Source organism: Halobacillus litoralis (genome assembly GCF_004101865.1).
In the GTDB taxonomy this organism is placed as follows: Bacteria; Bacillota; Bacilli; order Bacillales; family Halobacillaceae; genus Halobacillus; species Halobacillus litoralis_A.
Window position 1 is genome coordinate 2333980 of the sequence record NZ_CP026118.1, and the last position, 19197, is coordinate 2353176.

Below are 19197 nucleotides of genomic sequence, written 5' to 3' on the forward strand. Positions count from 1 at the left end.
GCTGATGCATTCTTGTTTGTAAAACGGATGGAACTGGAGAGAATCATATGGTTTTATTAGGAACATTAGTGAATGGGTTATGTATAGTCGTAGGCACCCTATTAGGGCTGTTTTTTACGAAAATCCCTGAAAAATTCAAAGAAACGGTGATGAGCGGGGTCGGTCTCGCTGTAATGTTGATCGGTCTTCAAATGGCTTTTGAAACAGATAACATCGTCATCGTCCTGCTCAGTTTACTTAGTGGAGCGATCATCGGCGAAGCGATTCATTTGGAAGATAAATTGGAGTACATAGGACGCTGGATCGAACGGAAATTCACGAAACCTGAACAAACATCCAGCATTGCCCAAGGCTTCATTACTGCATCATTGATCTTTGTCATCGGTGCCTTAGCTGTCATCGGCGCCCTCGACAGTGGATTGCGAAATGATCATGAAGTGTTGATTACCAAAGCGATCATCGATGGCTTCGTTTCCCTTGTGCTCACCTCTACACTGGGAATCGGCGTCATTTTTTCCGTGATTCCTGTCGTGCTTTACGAAGGATCGATCGCCCTTTTGGCAACACAAATCAACCGATGGGTCCCACAGGAAATGCTTGATTTATTCATCATTGAAATGACGGCTACAGGTGGTTTGTTAATTGTCGCCATCGGTATGAATTTATTGAAAATCACCAAAATACGTGTCGCGAACCTCCTCCCATCTTTAGCTATGGTGGGGATTGTACTGGCGATCGCCCAATGGTTCTAAGATGCGTTTATTGAATGCTTTTTTTAATGGGATATTTAGAGGTAGTGAAGGTTTGGAAAGGCGATTTTTCCATTTTCACCTGTCGACGTTTGGCCGCTGTCAATTGAATGGCAGCGGCTACTTTTGCGGCCATCTGCATGACCACGTGCAGCCTTGTGTTTTGTAGGACAACATGCTCCATGAAACCACTGACATTGACCATTCCGCTGATATGCAGCTGACCTACTGGCGGAAGGTCTTTTTTTAATGCCGATCCAGGGGTTAGGGAGCCTTTTCCTAAAATAACGGAACCTACAGAAGAGGATTTTCCTAAACAAGCGTCAATAGCCAGAATATATGGATTCGGGTGGTGTTTCCTGATGGTCATCAGCCGCTCCTTCAAGTTCAATGCATGTAAAGGATCCTCCAGCGTCCCATAGATATGGAAGGAATCGATCTGTTGATCGCGAAGCATCGATCCTACCAGTGGGCCGAATGAATCCCCAGTGGACCGGTCTGTGCCGATACAGGCAACGATAATTTCTTTTGAAGGGGGAAGCCATTCCTGTAGATAGCTGCTTAATGTATCGCTCATAGCCGGATCATCGGTGCTGACACGCTTTTCTTCTTTAGAAAACTTGTCCTTGAAATTCATAGCTTCTCCTCCAGACACATAGTAGTAACAGTATATAAGGTTGTCCGTCGTTCTATACGTGACAAATACATAGATGTGGAGGAACGGTCATGGTAAAAGCAGGATTCAAGTGGATGTTCTTGATTATAGGGACGATGATTGGAGCCGGTTACGCATCAGGGAGAGAACTATGGCAATTCTTTGGACAAGATAGCAGTCTCGCGATCCTTTTGTTCTCGCTCATGTTCATTTGTTGTTGTAAAGTGATCATGGATATAAGCTTCAAAAAACAAACGGGACACTACCTGCCTGTTCTGAAGGCAGTAGTCGGTAAGCATTTGACCGGGGTTTATGATTGGATGATCATCATCTATCTCTTTACGACGACCGTGATCATGTTGGCAGGCAGTGGGGCGACATGGCAGGCATTTCACTTCTCCTATCGGTTCGGTGTATTGGCAATGGTTATTCCCCTGGTCCTTCTGTTTGTATGGGATGTGAAAGGGATTGTCGCGGTGAACAGTTTTGTGCTGCCACTATTGATTTCCGGGCTGTTGTTCGTCCTCATTTTATTCATAACCGACCAGGACCTTTCCTTGTTCGGTCATGTGCATGAAATGGGGAATTGGATGGCTGCCTTCCCTTTTACGGCCTTGAATATCCTTCCCCTCATTGCAGTGTTAGGGGCGATCGGGAATCAAGTGCGGCATAAAGGGGAAATATGGATTGCCAGTCTCGGGAGCGGTTTGACTCTTGGAGCTGTATCTTACCTTTATAACAATAGTCTGATTCAAATTTCTGAAGATATCATATTGTATGAGATTCCGCTTTTTGCGATATTGAAACATTACCCATACGAGATGATGATCTTCATGTCAGCCATGCTTTGGATCGCTATTTTCACCACTGCTGCTTCAGGAACACTCGGTCTTGTTACCAGATTCAGAGATTACCTCAAGCAGCCGCTGTGGATTTTAGCGCTGGCTGTCATTGCGATCATGCTGCCTTTTACTTCTTTCGGGTTTTCTACATTGATTGAATACCTGTATCCGTTATATGGATTGCTTAATTTATATGTTTTGACCTCTCTTCTCCTATACCCTATTCTTTCGAGATTCAAAATTCGCTAGAAACCTGTTAAAATGAATGTCATATTCATAGATGTACAGGAGGAGAAGCAGTGGGTGATGCTGAAAAAGTGGTAGAGGATGCCAAGTCGCAGTGGGATGGAATTGTCAATTATGTCACAGGTGCTGATTTATGGATTACTATTAGCCTCGGTGCCATTAAAATCTGTTTGATTCTATTTATATCCTTTTTGGTTATTCGAATCGGCAGAAAGGTCATAGCTCGATTTTTTGCTAATAAAAAACGCGGCCCTTTTCAAATCACTCAGCGGCGTGAAGCGACATTGAACAAACTCGTACTGAACACCATGTCTTATGTCGTCTATTTTGTTGCGTTCATCATGATCCTCGACACCTTCACTCTGGACATAGCAGCACTTCTGGCAGGTGCGGGAGTAGCTGGGTTAGCGATCGGTTTTGGTGCTCAAAACCTTGTCCGGGATGTCATCTCAGGGTTTTTCATTATTTTCGAAGACCAGTTTTCCGTAGGGGACTATATCCAGACATCTGGAGTCGAAGGTTTTGTCGAAGAGGTCGGTTTACGGACTTGTAAAGTGAAAGCATGGACAGGTGAAGTCCATATATTACCAAATGGGAACGTTACACAGGTGACCAACTTCTCGATTCACAATAGTATTTCAGTAGTAGACGTGAGCATCGCTTATGAAGAAGATGTGGAAAAAGCAGAAAAAGTCATCTTAGCTTTAATGGAAGAATTACCTGAACGGTATGAATCCATGCTCAAAGTGCCAGAATTGTTAGGGATTCAAAACCTGGGGGCATCAGATGTCGTCATGCGGATCATTTGTGAAGTGCATCCAATGGAGCACTGGGCGATGGCGCGTGCGATCCGGAAAGAAGTGAAGAACCGTTTAGATGCTGAAGGAATTGAGATTCCATTCCCGCGTATGGTTATGTATTCACGGGAAGAAGAACCAAGCAGTAAGCAAGGTGCTGATGAATAAGGAGGGGACTGCGGATGACTGAAAAAACTTACCATTTAAATGACGTCGTACAAATGAAGAAACCTCACCCATGTGGAGAAAACCGCTGGAAAATCATTCGCATGGGTGCTGACATCCGTATCAAGTGTGTAGGGTGTGGTCATAGCGTTCTAGTACCGCGCCGCAAATTTGAAACGAAGCTGAAGAAAGTGCTGGAAACAAGTGAATGATACCCATCATCCTTCCGCCCTGCGGTAGGATTCTTTTTTTGTTTAATAAAGGAGAGCTGTTTCAGGGGAGCTACTGAAAAACCCTTTACCATCTTGAGGAGCTGTTAACGTTTGTTGTTGCTTCTCACGAATCACTTGTCGGTGGATGCTTGCCGCGGGCCCGGCCTCAGCTAACTTGGTCAAGAAGATCACTTGACCAAGTGGATCTTCGGCTCGCGCTGTTCCCGCAGGCGTCACCACCGACCGCTCATCGTGGAAACAACGTGGCCTATCTAAAAAGAGTGACTTTCATTAATTTATAAAATAAAATCGCTATCATCCCTCTTTTCCAGAAGAAGTGCTGCGCGACTGACCAAAATCTGGACGGTTTAGTGTAGGTGGTTGGAGAAAATAACTTCACTGACTAGAGATGATAAAGAGCGGAAAAAAGGACGAACAAGCAGTTTTCAACAATGAGCGATCGAATTATTTAATTTTTCCCGGCAGAAGCAGGGAGAATCTTCGGGGAGACCTGTCTATTCTTGTTTTTGCATAGGTTGTTATTTTCAAGTACAGTATCTATAATTGAAATGACTGACATACATGTATGTAAATCCTTAAGGAGTGAAAGTCTTATATGGCACTAACAGCAGGAATCGTAGGTTTACCGAACGTAGGGAAATCTACGTTATTTAACGCAATTACACAAGCAGGCGCTTTGTCGGCCAACTATCCTTTCGCTACCATTGATCCGAACGTAGGGATCGTGGAAGTTCCGGATCCCCGGCTCGAGAAGTTGACCGAGCTTGTCAAACCGAAGAAAACCATTCCAACAGCTTTTGAATTCACTGATATCGCCGGCATCGTCAAAGGGGCGAGTAAAGGGGAAGGACTCGGGAACCAGTTCCTATCTCACATCCGTCAAGTCGACGCCATTACTCACGTCGTACGTGCTTTTGAAGATGAGAATATCACACACGTTTCCGGCGAGGTCGATCCGATTACAGATATTGAAACTATCAACCTTGAATTGATATTAGCTGATCTTGAAACAGTCTCCAAGCGCATGGACAGAGTGGCAAAAATGGCTCGTCAAAAGGACAAAGACGCAGTAGCTGAATATGCCGTTCTTGAGAAGATCAAAGATGCTTTGGAGGCAGAAACACCGGCACGTGCTGTTGAGTTCAGCAGTGACCAGCAAAAGATCGTCAAAGGCCTTCATCTACTGACTTCGAAGCCGATCCTCTATGTGGCTAATGTGAGTGAAGATGAAATAGGAGAAGCAGATAACGATAAAGTGAAGCAAATCCGTGAATTTGCTGCAAAAGAAAGCGCAGAAGTCATTGTGGTCTGTGCTAAGATTGAATCTGAAATCGCTGAACTTGATGGCGAAGAGAAGGATGAATTTCTGGAGGACCTCGGTATCGAGGAATCCGGTCTGGACCAGCTTATCAAAGCCACTTATAATTTGCTGGGCTTAGCCACTTACTTTACTGCAGGCGAACAGGAAGTAAGGGCTTGGACATTCAAAGAGGGGATGACCGCCCCACAAGCGGCAGGGATCATTCACACGGACTTTGAACGTGGATTCATCCGTGCAGAGACAGTCTCCTATGAAGACCTCGTAGACGCGAAGTCCATGAGCGTGGCTCGTGACCGTGGTCGTGTCCGTTTAGAAGGTAAAGAGTATTTAGTTCGTGATGGCGACGTTATCCATTTCCGTTTTAACGTATAAGCAGGGATCCTTCCGTTTAAAGGTTGTAATTCTTGGACAACTTTGATACAATACTAAATTGTGAGTAATTAAACGAATTACTCCTTGCTCCTTTCAAAGAAAAGGAGCCGTCAAGTCCATAAGGAGGTGAAAACGGATGAGTAGAAAATACGAAATCATGTATATCATCCGCCCAGATATCGAGGAGGAAGCGAAAACATCTGTCAAAGATCGTTTCAGCACAATCCTGACTGATAACGGAGCGGAGATTGAAGAAGTTAAAGAAGTTGGCAAGCGTCGTCTTGCTTACGAAATTAACGACTACCGTGATGGGATCTATGTAACGATTGATTTCACAGGTACACGTGATGCAATCAATGAATTCGACCGTCAAGCGAAGTTCACGGATGATATTATCCGCCACATCGCAGTGCGTGAAGATGACAAATAAGGAGTGGTTCTGATGTTGAATCGTGTCGTATTAGCCGGCAGATTGACGAAGGATCCTGATTTACGCTATACGCCAAACGGAGTAGCCGTCGCCAACTTTACAATCGCCGTCAACCGCCCATTTTCCAACAACCAGGGAGATCGCGATGCCGATTTCATCAACTGTGTTGTTTGGAGACGAGCGGCTGAAAACTTAGCTAACTTTATGAGTAAAGGCAGTCTTGTCGGAGTCGATGGACGCTTACAGTCCCGAAGCTTCGATAATCAGGAAGGCAAGCGTGTGTTTGTAACAGAAGTAGTTGCAGATAGCGTACAATTCCTAGAATCCAAAGGTTCTTCCCAGGGCGGAGGAAATCGTGGAGGTTCAGGATTCCAATCAAATCAGAATCAACAACCATCAGGAAATAACTTCGGTTCCAATAATAATGATAACAACAATCAACGAAATGAAGACCCATTCGCAGACAATGGGGAACCTATCGATATATCAGATGATGATCTACCATTTTAAAAAGGAAGGGGTGAATGCTACATGGCACGTCGTGGACGCGGAAAACGTAAAAAGGTGTGTTTCTTCACTGCTAACGGAATCACACACATCGACTTTAAGGATGTTGATTTGCTAAGACGTTTCGTTTCTGATCGTGGAAAAATTCTTCCTCGTCGAGTAACAGGAACTTCTGCAAAGTATCAGCGTAAATTGACGAAAGCTATCAAACGCTCTCGTCAGATGGCTCTATTACCATACTCTACTGAATAGTAGCGTAAACAAAAACCGCGAAGTCTTATTTAAGACTTCGCGGTTTTTTTGTTTATACAGAAATTCCAGGTCCTGGTCTCTCTGAGGGTTGGCTTTAGCTGTATAAATGAGTGAACGTCGATTTATTTGCTCTTGCGCCGAGAAATCGAATCAGCTTTCCCCTTGTCAAAGCAAAAAGCCAGCCTTCATCAGGCTGGCTTTTTCGTGTTCCCGGTTGCGTGCTGGTTCTTTCCAGTTTGTGGTCCTATTCACTCCAGCCCCATTAATTCGCGTAATTCTTCTTGATTGGCTAGTAGGTCTTTTAATGTATACCCGTCCAGGACATTCAAAAAAGCACGTAAAGCTTCGTGCAGAGCATGCTTTAGCTTACAGGCTGGTGTGATGACACAATAATTCGTGGCACAGTCGAAGCATTCCAGTAAATGAAAGTCATCTTCCATCGCCCGGACGACACTTCCTACATTGATCTCTTCAGGATTTTTGGCTAACCTTATACCCCCAGAACGGCCACGAATGGTTTCTATCAATCCCAATTTGTTCAACTCATGGATGATTTTCCCCAAATGATTTTCAGATATATGAAAGACTTCAGAAATCTCTTTTTTGGTTGCAAGTTCTCCCTCTCGTTTAGATGCCGTCAAAATCAGTACTCTCAGGGCATAATCTGTATATTTTTTTAAGCGCATCAGCTTTTAACCCTCATTCTTGTTTTTTTTCATCTTATCATAAGAACGGGTTTGTGTCTTAAAAGGGATATGGACTTTAAATTGTCACAAAAGGTGTATTTATAATATTGCTTTTAAGAGTTGAATATTTATATAATAAAGGTGTATTTAAAATACATCTTTAAAGGGGTTTTCATATGTCTGCAAGTGTAAAAAAACCATTAAATGAGACCACGATTAAAACAATCAAAGCAACGGTACCTGTTTTAGCGGAGTATGGGGAAGCGATTACGACCCACTTTTACAAACGCTTGTTTGAAGATCATCCTGAACTGAAAAATATATTCAATCAAACCCATCAACGGGCAGGGGAACAGCCGAGGGCGCTTGCCAATACGGTATATGCTGCGGCTCAACATATCGATCATTTAGAAGTGATTCTCCCGAGAGTGAAACAAATTGCAGAAAAGCATGTGAGCTTGAATGTCCAGCCTGAACACTACCCGATTGTCGGAGAATATTTATTGATCGCGATCAAAGAGGTGCTTGGCGATGCGGCTACCGACGATATTATAGAAGCATGGGGCGAAGCTTATGGCGTTATTGCACAGGCATTCATCAACGTAGAGGAAAATTTATATGAGGAAACTGAAAAACAAGCGGGGGGTTGGACCGGGTTCCGGGATTTTAAAGTGATTGACAAAGTGGAAGAAAGCGAAGAGATTACTTCCTTCTATTTGGAACCTTCTGATGGAGGTGTACTGCCTATATTTAAGCCGGGTCAATATTTGACGATTAAGGCAAAAATCCCCGGGGGCTCCTATGATCATTTGCGTCAGTACAGTTTATCTGATGCACCTGGAAAGAATTACTTCCGCATTAGTGTAAAAAGAGAAAGTGGTACGGGAAATCATCCTGATGGGATTGTTTCTACGTGGCTGCATAATCATGTGAACAAAGGAACATACTTACCTGTCAGTGCTCCTGCGGGTGACTTCTATTTAGACGATCATACTGAGAGGCCACTGGTGCTGATCAGTGGAGGGGTAGGATTGACTCCCCTTATGAGCATGTGGAAATATGTCCAGCAGGCTCAGCCTGAACGTGAGGTCCACTATATTCATGCGGCTAGAAATGGAAATGTCCATGGACTTAAACAAGAGCTGAAGAATACAGAGCACTGTACTTCCCATGTCGTCTATGAGCAGCCGAGTGAAGAAGATGTTCATGAAGGCTTATTTGAAAAAGAAGGATACATTGATTTGGAGTGGTTGAAAAAGATTGCCCCATATGATGCAGATTTTTATTTCTGCGGCCCAGAAGGGTTCATGAAGGCTGTATATCATTCACTAATAGAATGGGAAGTCCCAAACGACCGCATTCATTACGAGTTTTTTGGTCCCCAAGGTGACTTACAAATATAGAACAGTACTATTCTCCTGAATCAGATTTGCTGAACCTATAATAAAAGAGTCGTAGCGCCGTTCCATGGGCGTTACGACTCTTTTAATGTTTGGGTAGGGTAAAGTCGACGGTCGAATTTTTCAATGACGTTCATAAATACATGGATGATAGGGCCGCTCATCAAAGTGATCAACAAGGTACCAATGCCGATTGCTCCTCCGAAGAAGGCAGCGAGGATGACGAGTACTATACTGATAAGGGCTCGTGAAATGGAGACGTTCCACCCTGTCAGTTTTTTTACGACAAGCATCATCCGATCAAATGGATTAGGGGCGAAATCTGCTTGTAAATTCAAGGCGATTCCGAAACCGGCAATCACCATGCCGCTCATGACACAGATGAATTGTGGGAAGAACAGGTCAGGATGGATCGAGTCTTCGATGGTAAACACCCAGAAGTCGATACCGGCGCCTGTTAACAATGAGGTTGCTAAAGCTAACAGTTCCGGACGCCTTCTTTCGGCAACCGCATTGAAGACGATCATGCTGAATCCCACGACGATTTCCCAGCTGCCGATTGTCAACCCGAATGTCCGGTGAAGGCCGACGAGGAGAGCATCAAATGGAGAAGTCCCTAAGCTGGACTGGATGGTCAAGGCGATGCCCAGTGTCATGATCATTATACCGATTGTGTAGTAAAAGGCCCTGTGGTAGATTCGCTTCAAAAGATCTGCCCCCTTTTTTTCCGAGTTTCATACCTTAAGAGACTATACCGCGAAAGAGGGGGGATTTTCAAGGAATAGACTGTAAACATAAGGAAAGGGGCAGGAATCATATCCTGCCCCTCACTAAACCTTCTATTATTCTTCTACATGTGCCCACTTGAATTCGAATTCAGGGCCGGTAGCTGTCGTGAAGACACCTTTGATCGTCGGACGGAATAGTTGTGCTTTCGCGTCTTGGTACATTGGTGCTACGGCAGCATCCTCTTCAAGCAGCATTTTCTCCGCTTCAAGGAATGCTTCAAAACGTTTCTCTGGATCCTGTGCATATTCTCCATTCGCCTTATTGATCAAGGCATCATATTCTTCGTTGGAGTAGTTCATGTTGTTGTTTTGTCCACCAGTCAAGTACATGTTCAAGTATGTGTTCGGGTCGACATAGTCAGGACCCCATGTGGCAGCTTCCATTTCGAATTCAGAAGCATTGTCACGGCGTACACGCTCTTTGAAAGGTACTTCCATCAATTTGATGGTCAGACCTTCAAGGTTTTCTTCCAGTTGGTTCTTGTAATAGGCGAGAACGTTTTTCGAAGTACCTGTATCATCACCTAACAGTTCGATGGTAACAGAATCTGTTCCGAGTGCTTCAAGAGCTTTCTGCCAGTGTTCTTTTGCTTTCTCCACGTTGGATTCGACAAGAGGTCCCTGTGCATCCCGGAAATCCTCATCACTATCAGGCATGGATACGAAGTTCGATGGTACATATCCTTCAGCAGGTACAGAACCATCATTCAGGATGACATCGACTAATCCCTGACGGTCGATAGCATAAGAGATAGCTTTACGGGCATCCACATTCGCCAACGCTTCGTTTGCTTCCTGATTGAATTTGAAGAAGTATAAGTATGGTTTCTCTGCAACATTGAAAGCTTCATTCGTACGGTATTGGTCGACGAATTCGGCATTCAACTCTGTTTGGTCGATTTCACCTGATTCATAGAGGTTGACCCCTGTAGAAACTTCTTTAATGACTTTGGAATTGATCGTTTCAAGTTGAACTGTTTCTGCATCCCAATAAGAGTCGCTCTTTTCAATTGTCCATCCTTCTCCATGGTTCCACTCTGTCATTTCAAATGGTCCGTTAGAGATGGTGTATTCAGCTTCAGTAGCGAACTTTTCACCTTGTTCTTCCACATAGGATTGGTTCAATGGCATGAAAGTGATGAATACAGTCATAGATTTGAAGTATGGAACAGGTTTTTCAAGTTCTACCTTCAATGTTTTATCGTCTACAGCAGTAGCACCGAGATCTTCCAGTTCTGCTTCACCATTACTGATTTCAGCGGCATTTTTAATGATGCCTCCAAGGAAGTAAGGACCATATTCAGAACCTACCTCTGGATCCACCGCTCTTCTCCAGGCATATACGAAGTCGTGTGCCGTTACAGGGTCACCATTTGACCATTCAGCATCACGAAGTTTGAAAGTCCATGTAAGACCATCCTCACTGACCTCAGAGCTTTCAGCCATTCCATCTGTCAATTGGCTGTTCTCATCTAAACGGTAAAGACCTTCATAGGTTTCGCCCGCCCATTGGAAACCGACGGAATCGGTGATCAATGATGGATCCATACTTGGGATCTCACTTTTCGCTGTTACAGTAATCTCCTGTTCGCCGGAAGCACTTCCTTCATCCGACCCCTCAGTAGTGTTTTCTTCCCCTGTCTCTGTTGATGTTTCGCTGTCGCCTCCGCTACATGCGGCAAGAACAAGAACGAACATCAAGGCCATAAATATCCAGAGATGTTTTCTCATAAGTAATTTCCCCCTATTTAAAATTTTCAAAATATAATTACTTTTTGAATTATACAGATAAAAAAGAAAAAAATCAAAGTCCTTTAATAGAGAAAAATATGAAAAAAACGACATAATACGGAATATTCTAATTTAATTGACATCATTTCTTCTTTTGATAGGATTAGAGAATATCATTTCTTTTTCTAATGCACTAAAGAGTTTAAATAGGAAAAAGAGTCATTTATACAGAGGAGGTCTAGTAGAAATGAAGCGTGAATGGGATTTGTTACACACTCCGGGTCCGTCACCTGTTCCACCCAGTGTGGAACGGAGCATGAATCAACCGATGATCGGTCACCGTGGTGGGAAGTGTAAAGAGCTGATGAATGATATCGCTCCGCGGTTAAAGCCCATCTTCGGTACATCCGGAGAAGTGCTAGTGGTAACAGGGAGCGGGACATCTGCTCTGGAAAGTTCTGTCGTCAATATCACTCAACCCGGAGATGAAGTCATCGTCGTAGTGGCTGGAGCCTTTGGAGATCGTTTCGCTCAAATTTGTGAAACTTACGAGCTTGAAGTGAACAGGATCGATGTCCCATGGGGCGAAGCGGTGGAGGTAGACCAAATAGAGGCCGCGCTTCAAGAACGTCCACATACGAAGGCTGTATTTCTGACTCATTGTGAAACTTCCACAGGAGTTATGCACCCGGTGGAAAAAGCAGCCAAGCGCGTGAAAGCGACCAGCTCTGCTCTTGTGGTCGTTGACGGAGTTTCTTCTATCGGAGGAGCTGGAGTCGATATGGATCAGTCTGGAATCGATATCTTAGTTTCTGGTTCGCAGAAAGCCATGATGCTTCCTCCTGGTTTAGCGTTTGTCGCTGTGGGAGATCAGGTATGGAATGTCATTGATGATAATCCCCGCCCTCGTTTCTATTTGGATTTACGATCATACCGTAAACAATTGGAAGGAGGTCAAACGCCATTTACTCCGGCTCTGTCTTTATTGTTTGGCCTGCAGCAAGTGCTGGATTTGTTAGAGGAGGAAGGGTTAGACCACGTTTTTGATCGTCACCAAGTTATGAAAGAAATGACGAGGGAAGCATGTCGTGCCCTTAACTTGCCGCTGCTTGTCACGGATGAAGCTGCCTCTTCAACAGTAACTTCCATTCGTCCAGATACATTCGAAGCAGAGCAATTGAGAAAATTGGCAAACGAAGAATTCGGTCTGATTTTAGCTGGAGGTCAAAAGCATCTGAAAGGTGAAATCTTCCGAATCGGTCATATGGGGTACAGCCGTCCTTCCAATGTACTGCAATATATCGGAATTATTGAAATCATCTTGAAACGCTTAGGCCATGACTTTGAACAAGGAGCGGGGGTCGCCGCTGCGCAGGAAGCCTATTTGAAACGGACGAGGGAGGAATAGCCATGTATCGCGTACTAATTAGTGATCCATTAAGTGAAGATGGAATTAAACCTTTGTTAGAAGCCGCTGATGTAGAAACAATTGTCGATCCTTCTATGTCTCATGAACAATTGCTGGAAGCGGTGGGATCCGTTGATGCAATGATTGTGAGAAGTCAAACACAAGTGACCAGGGAAGTTATTGAACATGCGCCTCACTTGAAGATTATCGGACGCGCAGGTGTAGGTGTGGATAATATCGATGTAGAGGCAGCTACAGAAAATGGGATCGTGGTTGTGAATGCACCCGATGGAAATACGATCTCTACTGCAGAACATACAATGGCGATGCTCATGTCGCTTGCACGAAATATCCCTCAAGCTTATCATCAACTCCAGCAGAAGCGGTGGGAACGTAAGAAGTTCGTAGGGGTAGAATTGAAAGACAAAGTTATTGGCATCGTAGGGTTCGGCCGTATCGGACGTGAGGTCGCCCAGCGTGCCAAAGGCCATCGCATGAAAGTGATAGCATTCGACCCCTTCCTTAATGAAGAGAAGGCGGAAAAAGCGGGTGTGAAGCATGGGACCTTGGAAGAAGTGCTTCAACAGGCTGACTTCCTGACTGTCCATACCCCATTGATAGATAAAACGAAGCATTTGATCAATGAGGAAGCGATTCAAAAGATGAAAACCGGGGCAAGAATCTTGAACTGCGCCCGTGGTGGAATCATTGAAGAGAATGCTCTATATGAAGCAGTTAAATCCGGGAAAATTGCGGGTGCAGCTTTGGATGTGTTTGAAGAAGAACCGGCAACAGATCATCCATTGTTATCCTTACCAGAAGTCATTGCAACTCCGCACTTAGGGGCGAGCACGATAGAAGCCCAAGAAAACGTAGCGACAGATGTCAGCTACGATATTATCGAATTATTGCGGGGGGGAACAGTGAGGAACCCGGTCAATCTTCCTGCTGTCTCTTCGGAAATGATGGAAAAGCTCTCACCGTACTTTAAACTCTCAGAGCAGCTGGGTGTCTTCTTATCACGCGTAGTCGCAGGTACTTTAGAGCGTGTCCAGGTTTATTACAGTGGAGATCTGCTTGATGTCGATACGATGCCATTGACCCGGATCGCGGTCAAAGGGATTCTGAAGCGGCACCTCGGCAGCCGTGTCAATGATGTGAACGCCTTTAAGACAGCAGCGGATAAAGGGATCACCATCAATGAACAAAAATCCACCTCTACCCAAGGATTTACAAACCTGATAACCGTAGAAATAGAGTCAGATCAAGAAACTCGCACTATTGCAGGGACGCTGTTGAACGGTTTAGGGACCAGAATCGTCCAATTCGATCATTATTCCATTGACGTGGTCCCTGAAGGACATCTGATTGTCATTCGTCATACCGACCAGCCCGGAGCAATCGGCCGGGTCGGAAGTTTGCTTGCTGAACATCAAGTGAATATTGCCACGATGCAGGTCGGGCGTACGAATGAAGGCGGAGAAGCTGTGATGGTCCTGAGCGTAGATAAAGAAATCGAAGGGGATTGCCACGAGAAACTAGCCGATATTGCAGACATCAGCCAGGTTCAATGCTTGACGCTGTAAGGTGAAATTAAAATAATAAAAAAAGCTCAGAGTTATTATTTTATAACTCTGAGCTTTTTTCTGTTTTATTGATTTCAGCTACTAATCAAGGATCTCTTCAGTTTGTTTAAAACGACATTTTCCCGTTCGATCCATCCGTTGCGTTCATTGTGCTTAAGAATTTTTTCGTTTTGCGTTATGGCAGCATCAATGGTTAACCAAACAGGGGTGAAATTCTGCTTTGCTTCATACCCATCCAGTTGTTGTTCACTCACTTCGCCAGCCCAATCACAAAGGTAATAATGGGAATTCATTTGGAAGACCGCTTCTTGTTCATGGCGATCGATGTGTCTTTCGGTGACGACTCCGATTTTATCCTGCATGGTACAGCCTGAGCATCCTGTTTCTTCTGCAATTTCACGGACGAGGGCATCTTCGTGCGCTTCTTTTTGTTCTACGCCGCCGCCTGGAAGTTTGTAGTCGCCTTTGTTTGAATGGACCATCAAAAGTTTTCCGTTCTGAATGATGACTCCCCTGACGGCTTCCCTTTGAATGAGTTTACAGGAGTTTATCTCTTTTTCCGTGAGCCCGACAACTTCGTTGAATATCATCGCTCTAACCCCTTCGATTGGGAATTATATTTTTTCCGAGAAACGAAACGTTTAAATCAATCAATCGGGTGAACGGTCGCTTTTCGCCGGGAGAAAACATGAACTTCTTCGTAGCCTGCTGATTTTGCCAGGTCAATGGCCTCCTCATAACGATAGCCAATGTGCTCTGGTTTATGGGCATCTGAACAAAGAACGATTCCAACTCCTTCTTCTTTGCACATTTGGAGAAGGGCAGGGTCTGGGTAGAGTTCTCCGACTGGTTTCCGCAACCCTGCTGTACTGATTTCAATACATGTATTTGTAGAAGCAAGGGCCCTGGCCGCACGACGATACTGTTCATGTAGAAATTCTTCATCATCCGGGCGGTAGCCGAAAACTTTGATTACGTCGATATGTCCGACAAAATCGAAAAGCCCTGATTCAGCAAGAGTGACAACACGGTCGAAATATTGGCGATAGACTTCTTTCAGGTCTCTTTTTTCATATTCTTCACGATAAATAGCTAAATCAATGCCCCATTCATCAATCCAATGGACAGATCCAATCACATAATCAAAAGGGTGTGAAGAAATGAAGGTTTCCATTTCTTTCTCTTTTCCCGGCATATAATCCATTTCGATTCCCATTTTAATAGGAAGACCCTCTTTTTCCGCTGCATCAAACATGTTCTGATAAGTTTGGAAATCAAGGGTCCGCCGATTCTCGACCCATGGGTTAGATAGGATTTCATTTGTTTCCTGAAAAAAGTAGGCATGCTCAGAGATCCCTAACTCGTCAATTCCTTCTTCTTTCGCTTTTCTTATGTAGGTTCTTAGATAGTCGACATTCAAGTCTCCGGTTTCTGCCATATGGACATGATAATCAGTTCTCATGGTCGGCCTCCTCTTTCGAATTTCATTCATCATATCAAACACCGGCAAAAATCACCAAAACATAGCAGGAGGAAACATTTAAGGCGAGATGTTATCGATGTGTGTATGTTAAAATAGGGAGGTTAGCAACAGTGCGATAGAAATAGAGGTGCATTAACGATTATGAATGATACAAGAAGATTGACTGAAGGGGCTTTAATGACCGGCATATATCTGCTATTGTTATTGTTAATTATTTTCATGCCGTTTGTTGGATCCATTGGATTGATGGTTCTGCCAGTCCCCTTCGTCTATTATAGTTACCGCCACGGGTGGAAGGCTGGAGCCCTTATGTTGGTGGCTGCAACCATGTTTACTTTCTTTTTTGCGTCCGTCTTTATAGTTTTCACTTTACTTGCCGGGTTCGGCGGGCTGTTTTTAGGAGGGGCTTTGTATCATAAGCGTTCATCCTATGAAGCTCTCGCAATTGGATCGGTAGGGTTCATCATAGGACTTGTGACGACTTTCCTTATCACGCAATTGCTTCTTGGTGTCGATTTGATGGAAGAATTTAACAATAGCATGAATCAGGCCTTTTCGACATTTGAGCGGTTGTTTTCTGGTATTCTAGAAGGAGAAAGCATGGAAGCGGAGATGGCGGATTTTCGGGAATTGATCGATTTTATCCCGGATATCATTCCAAGCATCCTCGCGATTGCAGGTGTATTGATGGCTTTTGTCAGCCAATGGATCACCTACAAGTTGATCAACCGAATTGAAAATAAGCAGCTGAAATTCGTCAAATTCAAGAACTTCAAGCTGCCGACCTCCGTATTATGGTATTACTTTGTCGCTTTGATTTTGAATTATGTGACGATGGACAGTGATGGACTTTTATACTTAGCTGCCATCAACGTGTTCATACTGACAGGCGCCCTTTTAGTCATCCAGGGCTTCTCTTTCGTTTTCTTTTACGCATCTATGAAGAAATGGTCCAAAGCGATACCGATTCTGATTGTCGTATTTTCCCTCCTTCTCCCTCAGATTCTCATGTATCTTGTAAGAATCTTAGGTATAATTGATATAGGATTTCCATTGAGGGAACGTATAGAAGAGAAAAAAGAGAATTAGCTCGGAGAAGATGGTAGGAGCTGAATGCAATGCCGAATATTTTTAAAAAGCCAACGATGAGTGGACACTTATGGATCATTTATGTGATCTCTTTACTTCTGCTCGGGTTCATTTGGTATTATCAATGGACACTGGGACTGCTGATGACGTTGTTTTTAGCTGCGTCTATTTTCTACAGTGTCCGGACAGAACAGAATATGATCAATGAAACAGAAGAATATATATCGACCCTCTCCTACCGCGTGAAAAAGGTGGGAGAGGAAGCCCTGTTGGAAATGCCCATCGGAATTATTCTGTATAGCGAAGATTATATGGTGGAATGGGCCAACCCCTACATGAACAAATTTACAGAAGAGGATACCATCGTCGGATCTTCTTTGAAGAAATTGTCTGATCAGCTGATTCCTTCCGTTAAAGATGATGAGGATGAAGTCTGGATCAATATTGACGGGTATAAACTCCAGACGATCATCAAAAAGAAGGAACGGTTGCTGTATTTGTTCGACCGGACGAAACAAACGGAAATTCATAACCTGTACAAAAACGAACAAACGGTGTTATCGATTATTTTCCTGGATAATTATGAAGAAATCACTCAAGGGATGGACGATACGGCGAAGAGCCATATCAACTCTCAAGTGACTTCCATATTGAATAAATGGGCCGGAGACTTTGGCATTTATTTAAAACGCACGTCCCAGGAGCGGTTCATAGCTGTCATGAATCAGGAAATCCTTTATACGTTGGAAAAAGCCAAGTTTGAAATTCTTGATGATGTCCGTGAACTGATTACAGATCAGAACGTACCATTGACCTTGAGTTTCGGAATCGGTGTAGGTCCTGTGAGCCTGCCGGAACTGGGTGAATTGGCGCAATCCAGTCTGGACCTTGCCTTAGGGCGTGGCGGTGACCAGGTCGCAATCAAAGATGATTCAGGTAAAGTCCGGTTTTATGGCGGGAAAACGAACCCGATGGAAAAACGCACGCGTGTAAGAGCTCGTGTCATCTCCCATGCCATGAAAGAATTGGTGCAGGAAAGTGAGAAAGTTCTGATCATGGGACATAAATCACCCGACATGGATTCGGTCGGAGCTTCGATCGGGATTTTGAAAATCGCTCAGGCCAACGACAAAAAAGCAGCCATCGTCTTAGATCCTGATGAGATCGATACAGGAGTCCAACGGATGATTGAAGAGATCGAGAAAGATGAAGATTTATGGCATTACTTCATTACACCTGATGATGCCTTAGAAATGGTAACAAATGAGACGCTGCTGGTAATTGTGGATACTCACAAACCTTCCATGGTCATTGAAGAGAAATTACTTTCGAAGACGGAACATGTCGTCGTCATCGACCACCACCGGCGTGCAGAAGAATTCATTTCAGACCCGACACTCGTCTACATGGAGCCATACGCTTCTTCGACGGCAGAGCTGGTGACAGAGCTGCTTGAATATCAACCGAAGAAATTGAAGTTGTCGATGCTGGAATCCACCGCCTTGTTGGCGGGAATCATCGTTGATACAAAGAGCTTCACATTAAGAACTGGTTCTAGAACTTTCGATGCCGCCTCTTATTTACGTTCGAAAGGGGCAGATACTGTCCAGGTTCAAAAGTTCATGAAAGAGGATTTGGATGTGTATGTGCGGAGAAGCAAATTGATTGAGAAGGCGAACATCTACCGCGATGGCATAGCAATCTCTACCGGTGACAGTGGGGAAACTTATGGTCCTGTCATTATCGCGCAAGCAGCAGACACATTACTGACTATGAGCGGAATTGTATCTTCTTTCGTCATCTCGGAACGAAAGGATGGGCGTGTCGGCATCAGTGCCCGGTCGCTCGGGGACATCAATGTTCAAGTCATCATGGAAAAAATGAACGGCGGTGGTCACTTGACAAATGCGGCGACCCAGCTTGAAGACACAACGATTGAAGATGCTCGAGCATTGTTGCAAGATATAATTGACGAGTATTTTGAAGGGGGAGACGAAGAATGAAAGTAATTTTCAACACGGACGTCAAAGGTAAAGGTAAAAAAGGAGAAATCAAAGACGTCAACGACGGTTATGCACGTAACTACCTGCTGAAAAACAACCTGGCAGTTGAAGCCACGAAAGGCAACATTCAAGCGCAAAAAGCGAAGGATGCAAAGCAGGAGCAACGGGCACAGGAAGAAGTGGATGAAGCTGAGAAACTGAAAGAGCAATTAGGCAGCCTTGAAGTGAAACTATCAGCGAAATCCGGTGACAATGGCCGTTTATTCGGTTCCATTACAAGTAAACAAATTGCAGAACAATTGAAGAAATCACATGACATCAAAATCGATAAACGTAAAATCGAGCTTGATGACCCGATTCGTACGTTGGGCTATTCAAATGTACCTGTGAAGCTTCACCCAGAAGTTACAGGGACGATTCGCGTTCACATTGAAGAAAAGTAAGCTCTTTGTAT

At 44.2% G+C, this 19197-nt stretch carries 21 protein-coding genes; 14 read left to right on the forward strand and 7 right to left on the reverse strand.

What is annotated here, in order from left to right; all coding sequences use genetic code 11:
* The first annotated feature begins 47 nt into the window (after positions 1 to 47).
* The gene (locus tag HLI_RS11890; protein ID WP_128525160.1) at positions 48 to 752 is read left to right on the forward strand and encodes a DUF554 domain-containing protein; all 705 of its coding nucleotides are present in this window, start codon (positions 48 to 50) and stop codon (positions 750 to 752) included.
* Positions 753 to 759: 7 nt separating this feature from the next.
* Here HLI_RS11890 and yyaC read toward each other — a convergent pair whose 3' ends face one another.
* Positions 760 to 1386, reverse strand: coding sequence for a spore protease YyaC (gene yyaC / locus HLI_RS11895; RefSeq protein WP_128525161.1), 627 nt, complete (start codon positions 1384 to 1386; stop codon positions 760 to 762).
* A gap of 89 nt (positions 1387 to 1475) precedes the next feature.
* Between yyaC and HLI_RS11900 the strand changes: the two genes are divergently transcribed.
* The 3 genes from HLI_RS11900 (at position 1476) to HLI_RS11910 (ending at position 3666) form a co-directional block, all read left to right on the forward strand.
* Positions 1476 to 2495, forward strand: coding sequence for a YkvI family membrane protein (locus tag HLI_RS11900; RefSeq protein WP_128525162.1), 1020 nt, complete (start codon positions 1476 to 1478; stop codon positions 2493 to 2495).
* 68 nt (positions 2496 to 2563) lie between these two features.
* Positions 2564 to 3457, forward strand: a complete 894-nt coding sequence (locus HLI_RS11905) for a mechanosensitive ion channel family protein (RefSeq protein ID WP_206659664.1) — start codon at positions 2564 to 2566, stop codon at positions 3455 to 3457.
* A 14-nt stretch (positions 3458 to 3471) separates the two neighbouring features.
* Positions 3472 to 3666, forward strand: a complete 195-nt coding sequence (locus HLI_RS11910) for a DUF951 domain-containing protein (RefSeq protein ID WP_128525163.1) — start codon at positions 3472 to 3474, stop codon at positions 3664 to 3666.
* Positions 3667 to 3708: 42 nt separating this feature from the next.
* Here HLI_RS11910 and HLI_RS11915 read toward each other — a convergent pair whose 3' ends face one another.
* Positions 3709 to 3906 (reverse strand): hypothetical protein, encoded by a 198-nt coding sequence (locus tag HLI_RS11915; protein WP_128525164.1) that lies wholly within the window; start codon positions 3904 to 3906, stop codon positions 3709 to 3711.
* A gap of 376 nt (positions 3907 to 4282) precedes the next feature.
* Here HLI_RS11915 and ychF point away from each other — a divergent pair, with 376 nt between their 5' ends.
* The 4 genes from ychF (at position 4283) to rpsR (ending at position 6569) form a co-directional block, all read left to right on the forward strand.
* Complete coding sequence (gene ychF / locus HLI_RS11920) at positions 4283 to 5380, forward strand: redox-regulated ATPase YchF (protein ID WP_128525165.1); 1098 nt, start codon at positions 4283 to 4285, stop codon at positions 5378 to 5380.
* Positions 5381 to 5516: 136 nt separating this feature from the next.
* The gene (gene rpsF, locus HLI_RS11925; protein ID WP_128525166.1) at positions 5517 to 5810 is read left to right on the forward strand and encodes a 30S ribosomal protein S6; all 294 of its coding nucleotides are present in this window, start codon (positions 5517 to 5519) and stop codon (positions 5808 to 5810) included.
* A gap of 12 nt (positions 5811 to 5822) precedes the next feature.
* Positions 5823 to 6320, forward strand: coding sequence for a single-stranded DNA-binding protein (gene ssb / locus HLI_RS11930; RefSeq protein WP_128525167.1), 498 nt, complete (start codon positions 5823 to 5825; stop codon positions 6318 to 6320).
* 21 nt (positions 6321 to 6341) lie between these two features.
* On the forward strand, positions 6342 to 6569 hold the full coding sequence (gene rpsR / locus HLI_RS11935; protein ID WP_128525168.1) for a 30S ribosomal protein S18: 228 nt from the start codon (positions 6342 to 6344) through the stop codon (positions 6567 to 6569).
* 248 nt (positions 6570 to 6817) lie between these two features.
* On the opposite strand, the gene HLI_RS11940 is transcribed toward rpsR, so the two are convergent.
* Positions 6818 to 7255 (reverse strand): Rrf2 family transcriptional regulator, encoded by a 438-nt coding sequence (locus tag HLI_RS11940; protein WP_128525169.1) that lies wholly within the window; start codon positions 7253 to 7255, stop codon positions 6818 to 6820.
* Positions 7256 to 7431: 176 nt separating this feature from the next.
* Between HLI_RS11940 and hmpA the strand changes: the two genes are divergently transcribed.
* Positions 7432 to 8658, forward strand: a complete 1227-nt coding sequence (gene hmpA / locus HLI_RS11945) for an NO-inducible flavohemoprotein (RefSeq protein WP_128525170.1) — start codon at positions 7432 to 7434, stop codon at positions 8656 to 8658.
* Between the two features lie 71 nt (positions 8659 to 8729).
* Here hmpA and HLI_RS11950 read toward each other — a convergent pair whose 3' ends face one another.
* A complete protein-coding gene (locus tag HLI_RS11950) occupies positions 8730 to 9362 on the reverse strand; it encodes a YczE/YyaS/YitT family protein (RefSeq protein ID WP_206659610.1) in 633 nt (210 codons plus the stop codon).
* A gap of 135 nt (positions 9363 to 9497) precedes the next feature.
* Positions 9498 to 11174, reverse strand: a complete 1677-nt coding sequence (locus HLI_RS11955; protein ID WP_128525171.1) for a peptide ABC transporter substrate-binding protein — start codon at positions 11172 to 11174, stop codon at positions 9498 to 9500.
* 247 nt (positions 11175 to 11421) lie between these two features.
* Here HLI_RS11955 and HLI_RS11960 point away from each other — a divergent pair, with 247 nt between their 5' ends.
* On the forward strand, positions 11422 to 12582 hold the full coding sequence (locus HLI_RS11960; protein WP_128525172.1) for a pyridoxal-phosphate-dependent aminotransferase family protein: 1161 nt from the start codon (positions 11422 to 11424) through the stop codon (positions 12580 to 12582).
* A gap of 2 nt (positions 12583 to 12584) precedes the next feature.
* Positions 12585 to 14168, forward strand: a complete 1584-nt coding sequence (gene serA, locus HLI_RS11965; RefSeq protein ID WP_128525173.1) for a phosphoglycerate dehydrogenase — start codon at positions 12585 to 12587, stop codon at positions 14166 to 14168.
* Positions 14169 to 14242: 74 nt separating this feature from the next.
* Here the strand turns inward: serA and HLI_RS11970 are convergent, their stop codons facing one another.
* Complete coding sequence (locus HLI_RS11970) at positions 14243 to 14758, reverse strand: NUDIX hydrolase (protein WP_128525174.1); 516 nt, start codon at positions 14756 to 14758, stop codon at positions 14243 to 14245.
* Between the two features lie 56 nt (positions 14759 to 14814).
* On the reverse strand, positions 14815 to 15630 hold the full coding sequence (locus HLI_RS11975; protein ID WP_128525175.1) for a histidinol-phosphatase HisJ family protein: 816 nt from the start codon (positions 15628 to 15630) through the stop codon (positions 14815 to 14817).
* A 162-nt stretch (positions 15631 to 15792) separates the two neighbouring features.
* Here HLI_RS11975 and HLI_RS11980 point away from each other — a divergent pair, with 162 nt between their 5' ends.
* From HLI_RS11980 to rplI, 3 genes are read left to right on the forward strand one after another with little or no spacing between them, the layout of a single operon-like run.
* Positions 15793 to 16740: a YybS family protein gene (locus tag HLI_RS11980; RefSeq protein ID WP_128525176.1), complete on the forward strand. Its 948-nt coding sequence runs from the start codon at positions 15793 to 15795 to the stop codon at positions 16738 to 16740.
* Positions 16741 to 16769: 29 nt separating this feature from the next.
* Positions 16770 to 18743, forward strand: coding sequence for a DHH family phosphoesterase (locus HLI_RS11985; protein WP_128525177.1), 1974 nt, complete (start codon positions 16770 to 16772; stop codon positions 18741 to 18743).
* Positions 18740 to 19186, forward strand: a complete 447-nt coding sequence (gene rplI / locus HLI_RS11990) for a 50S ribosomal protein L9 (RefSeq protein ID WP_128525178.1) — start codon at positions 18740 to 18742, stop codon at positions 19184 to 19186. Before HLI_RS11985 ends, rplI begins: the two co-directional genes overlap by 4 nt.
* Positions 19187 to 19197 lie beyond the last annotated feature (11 nt).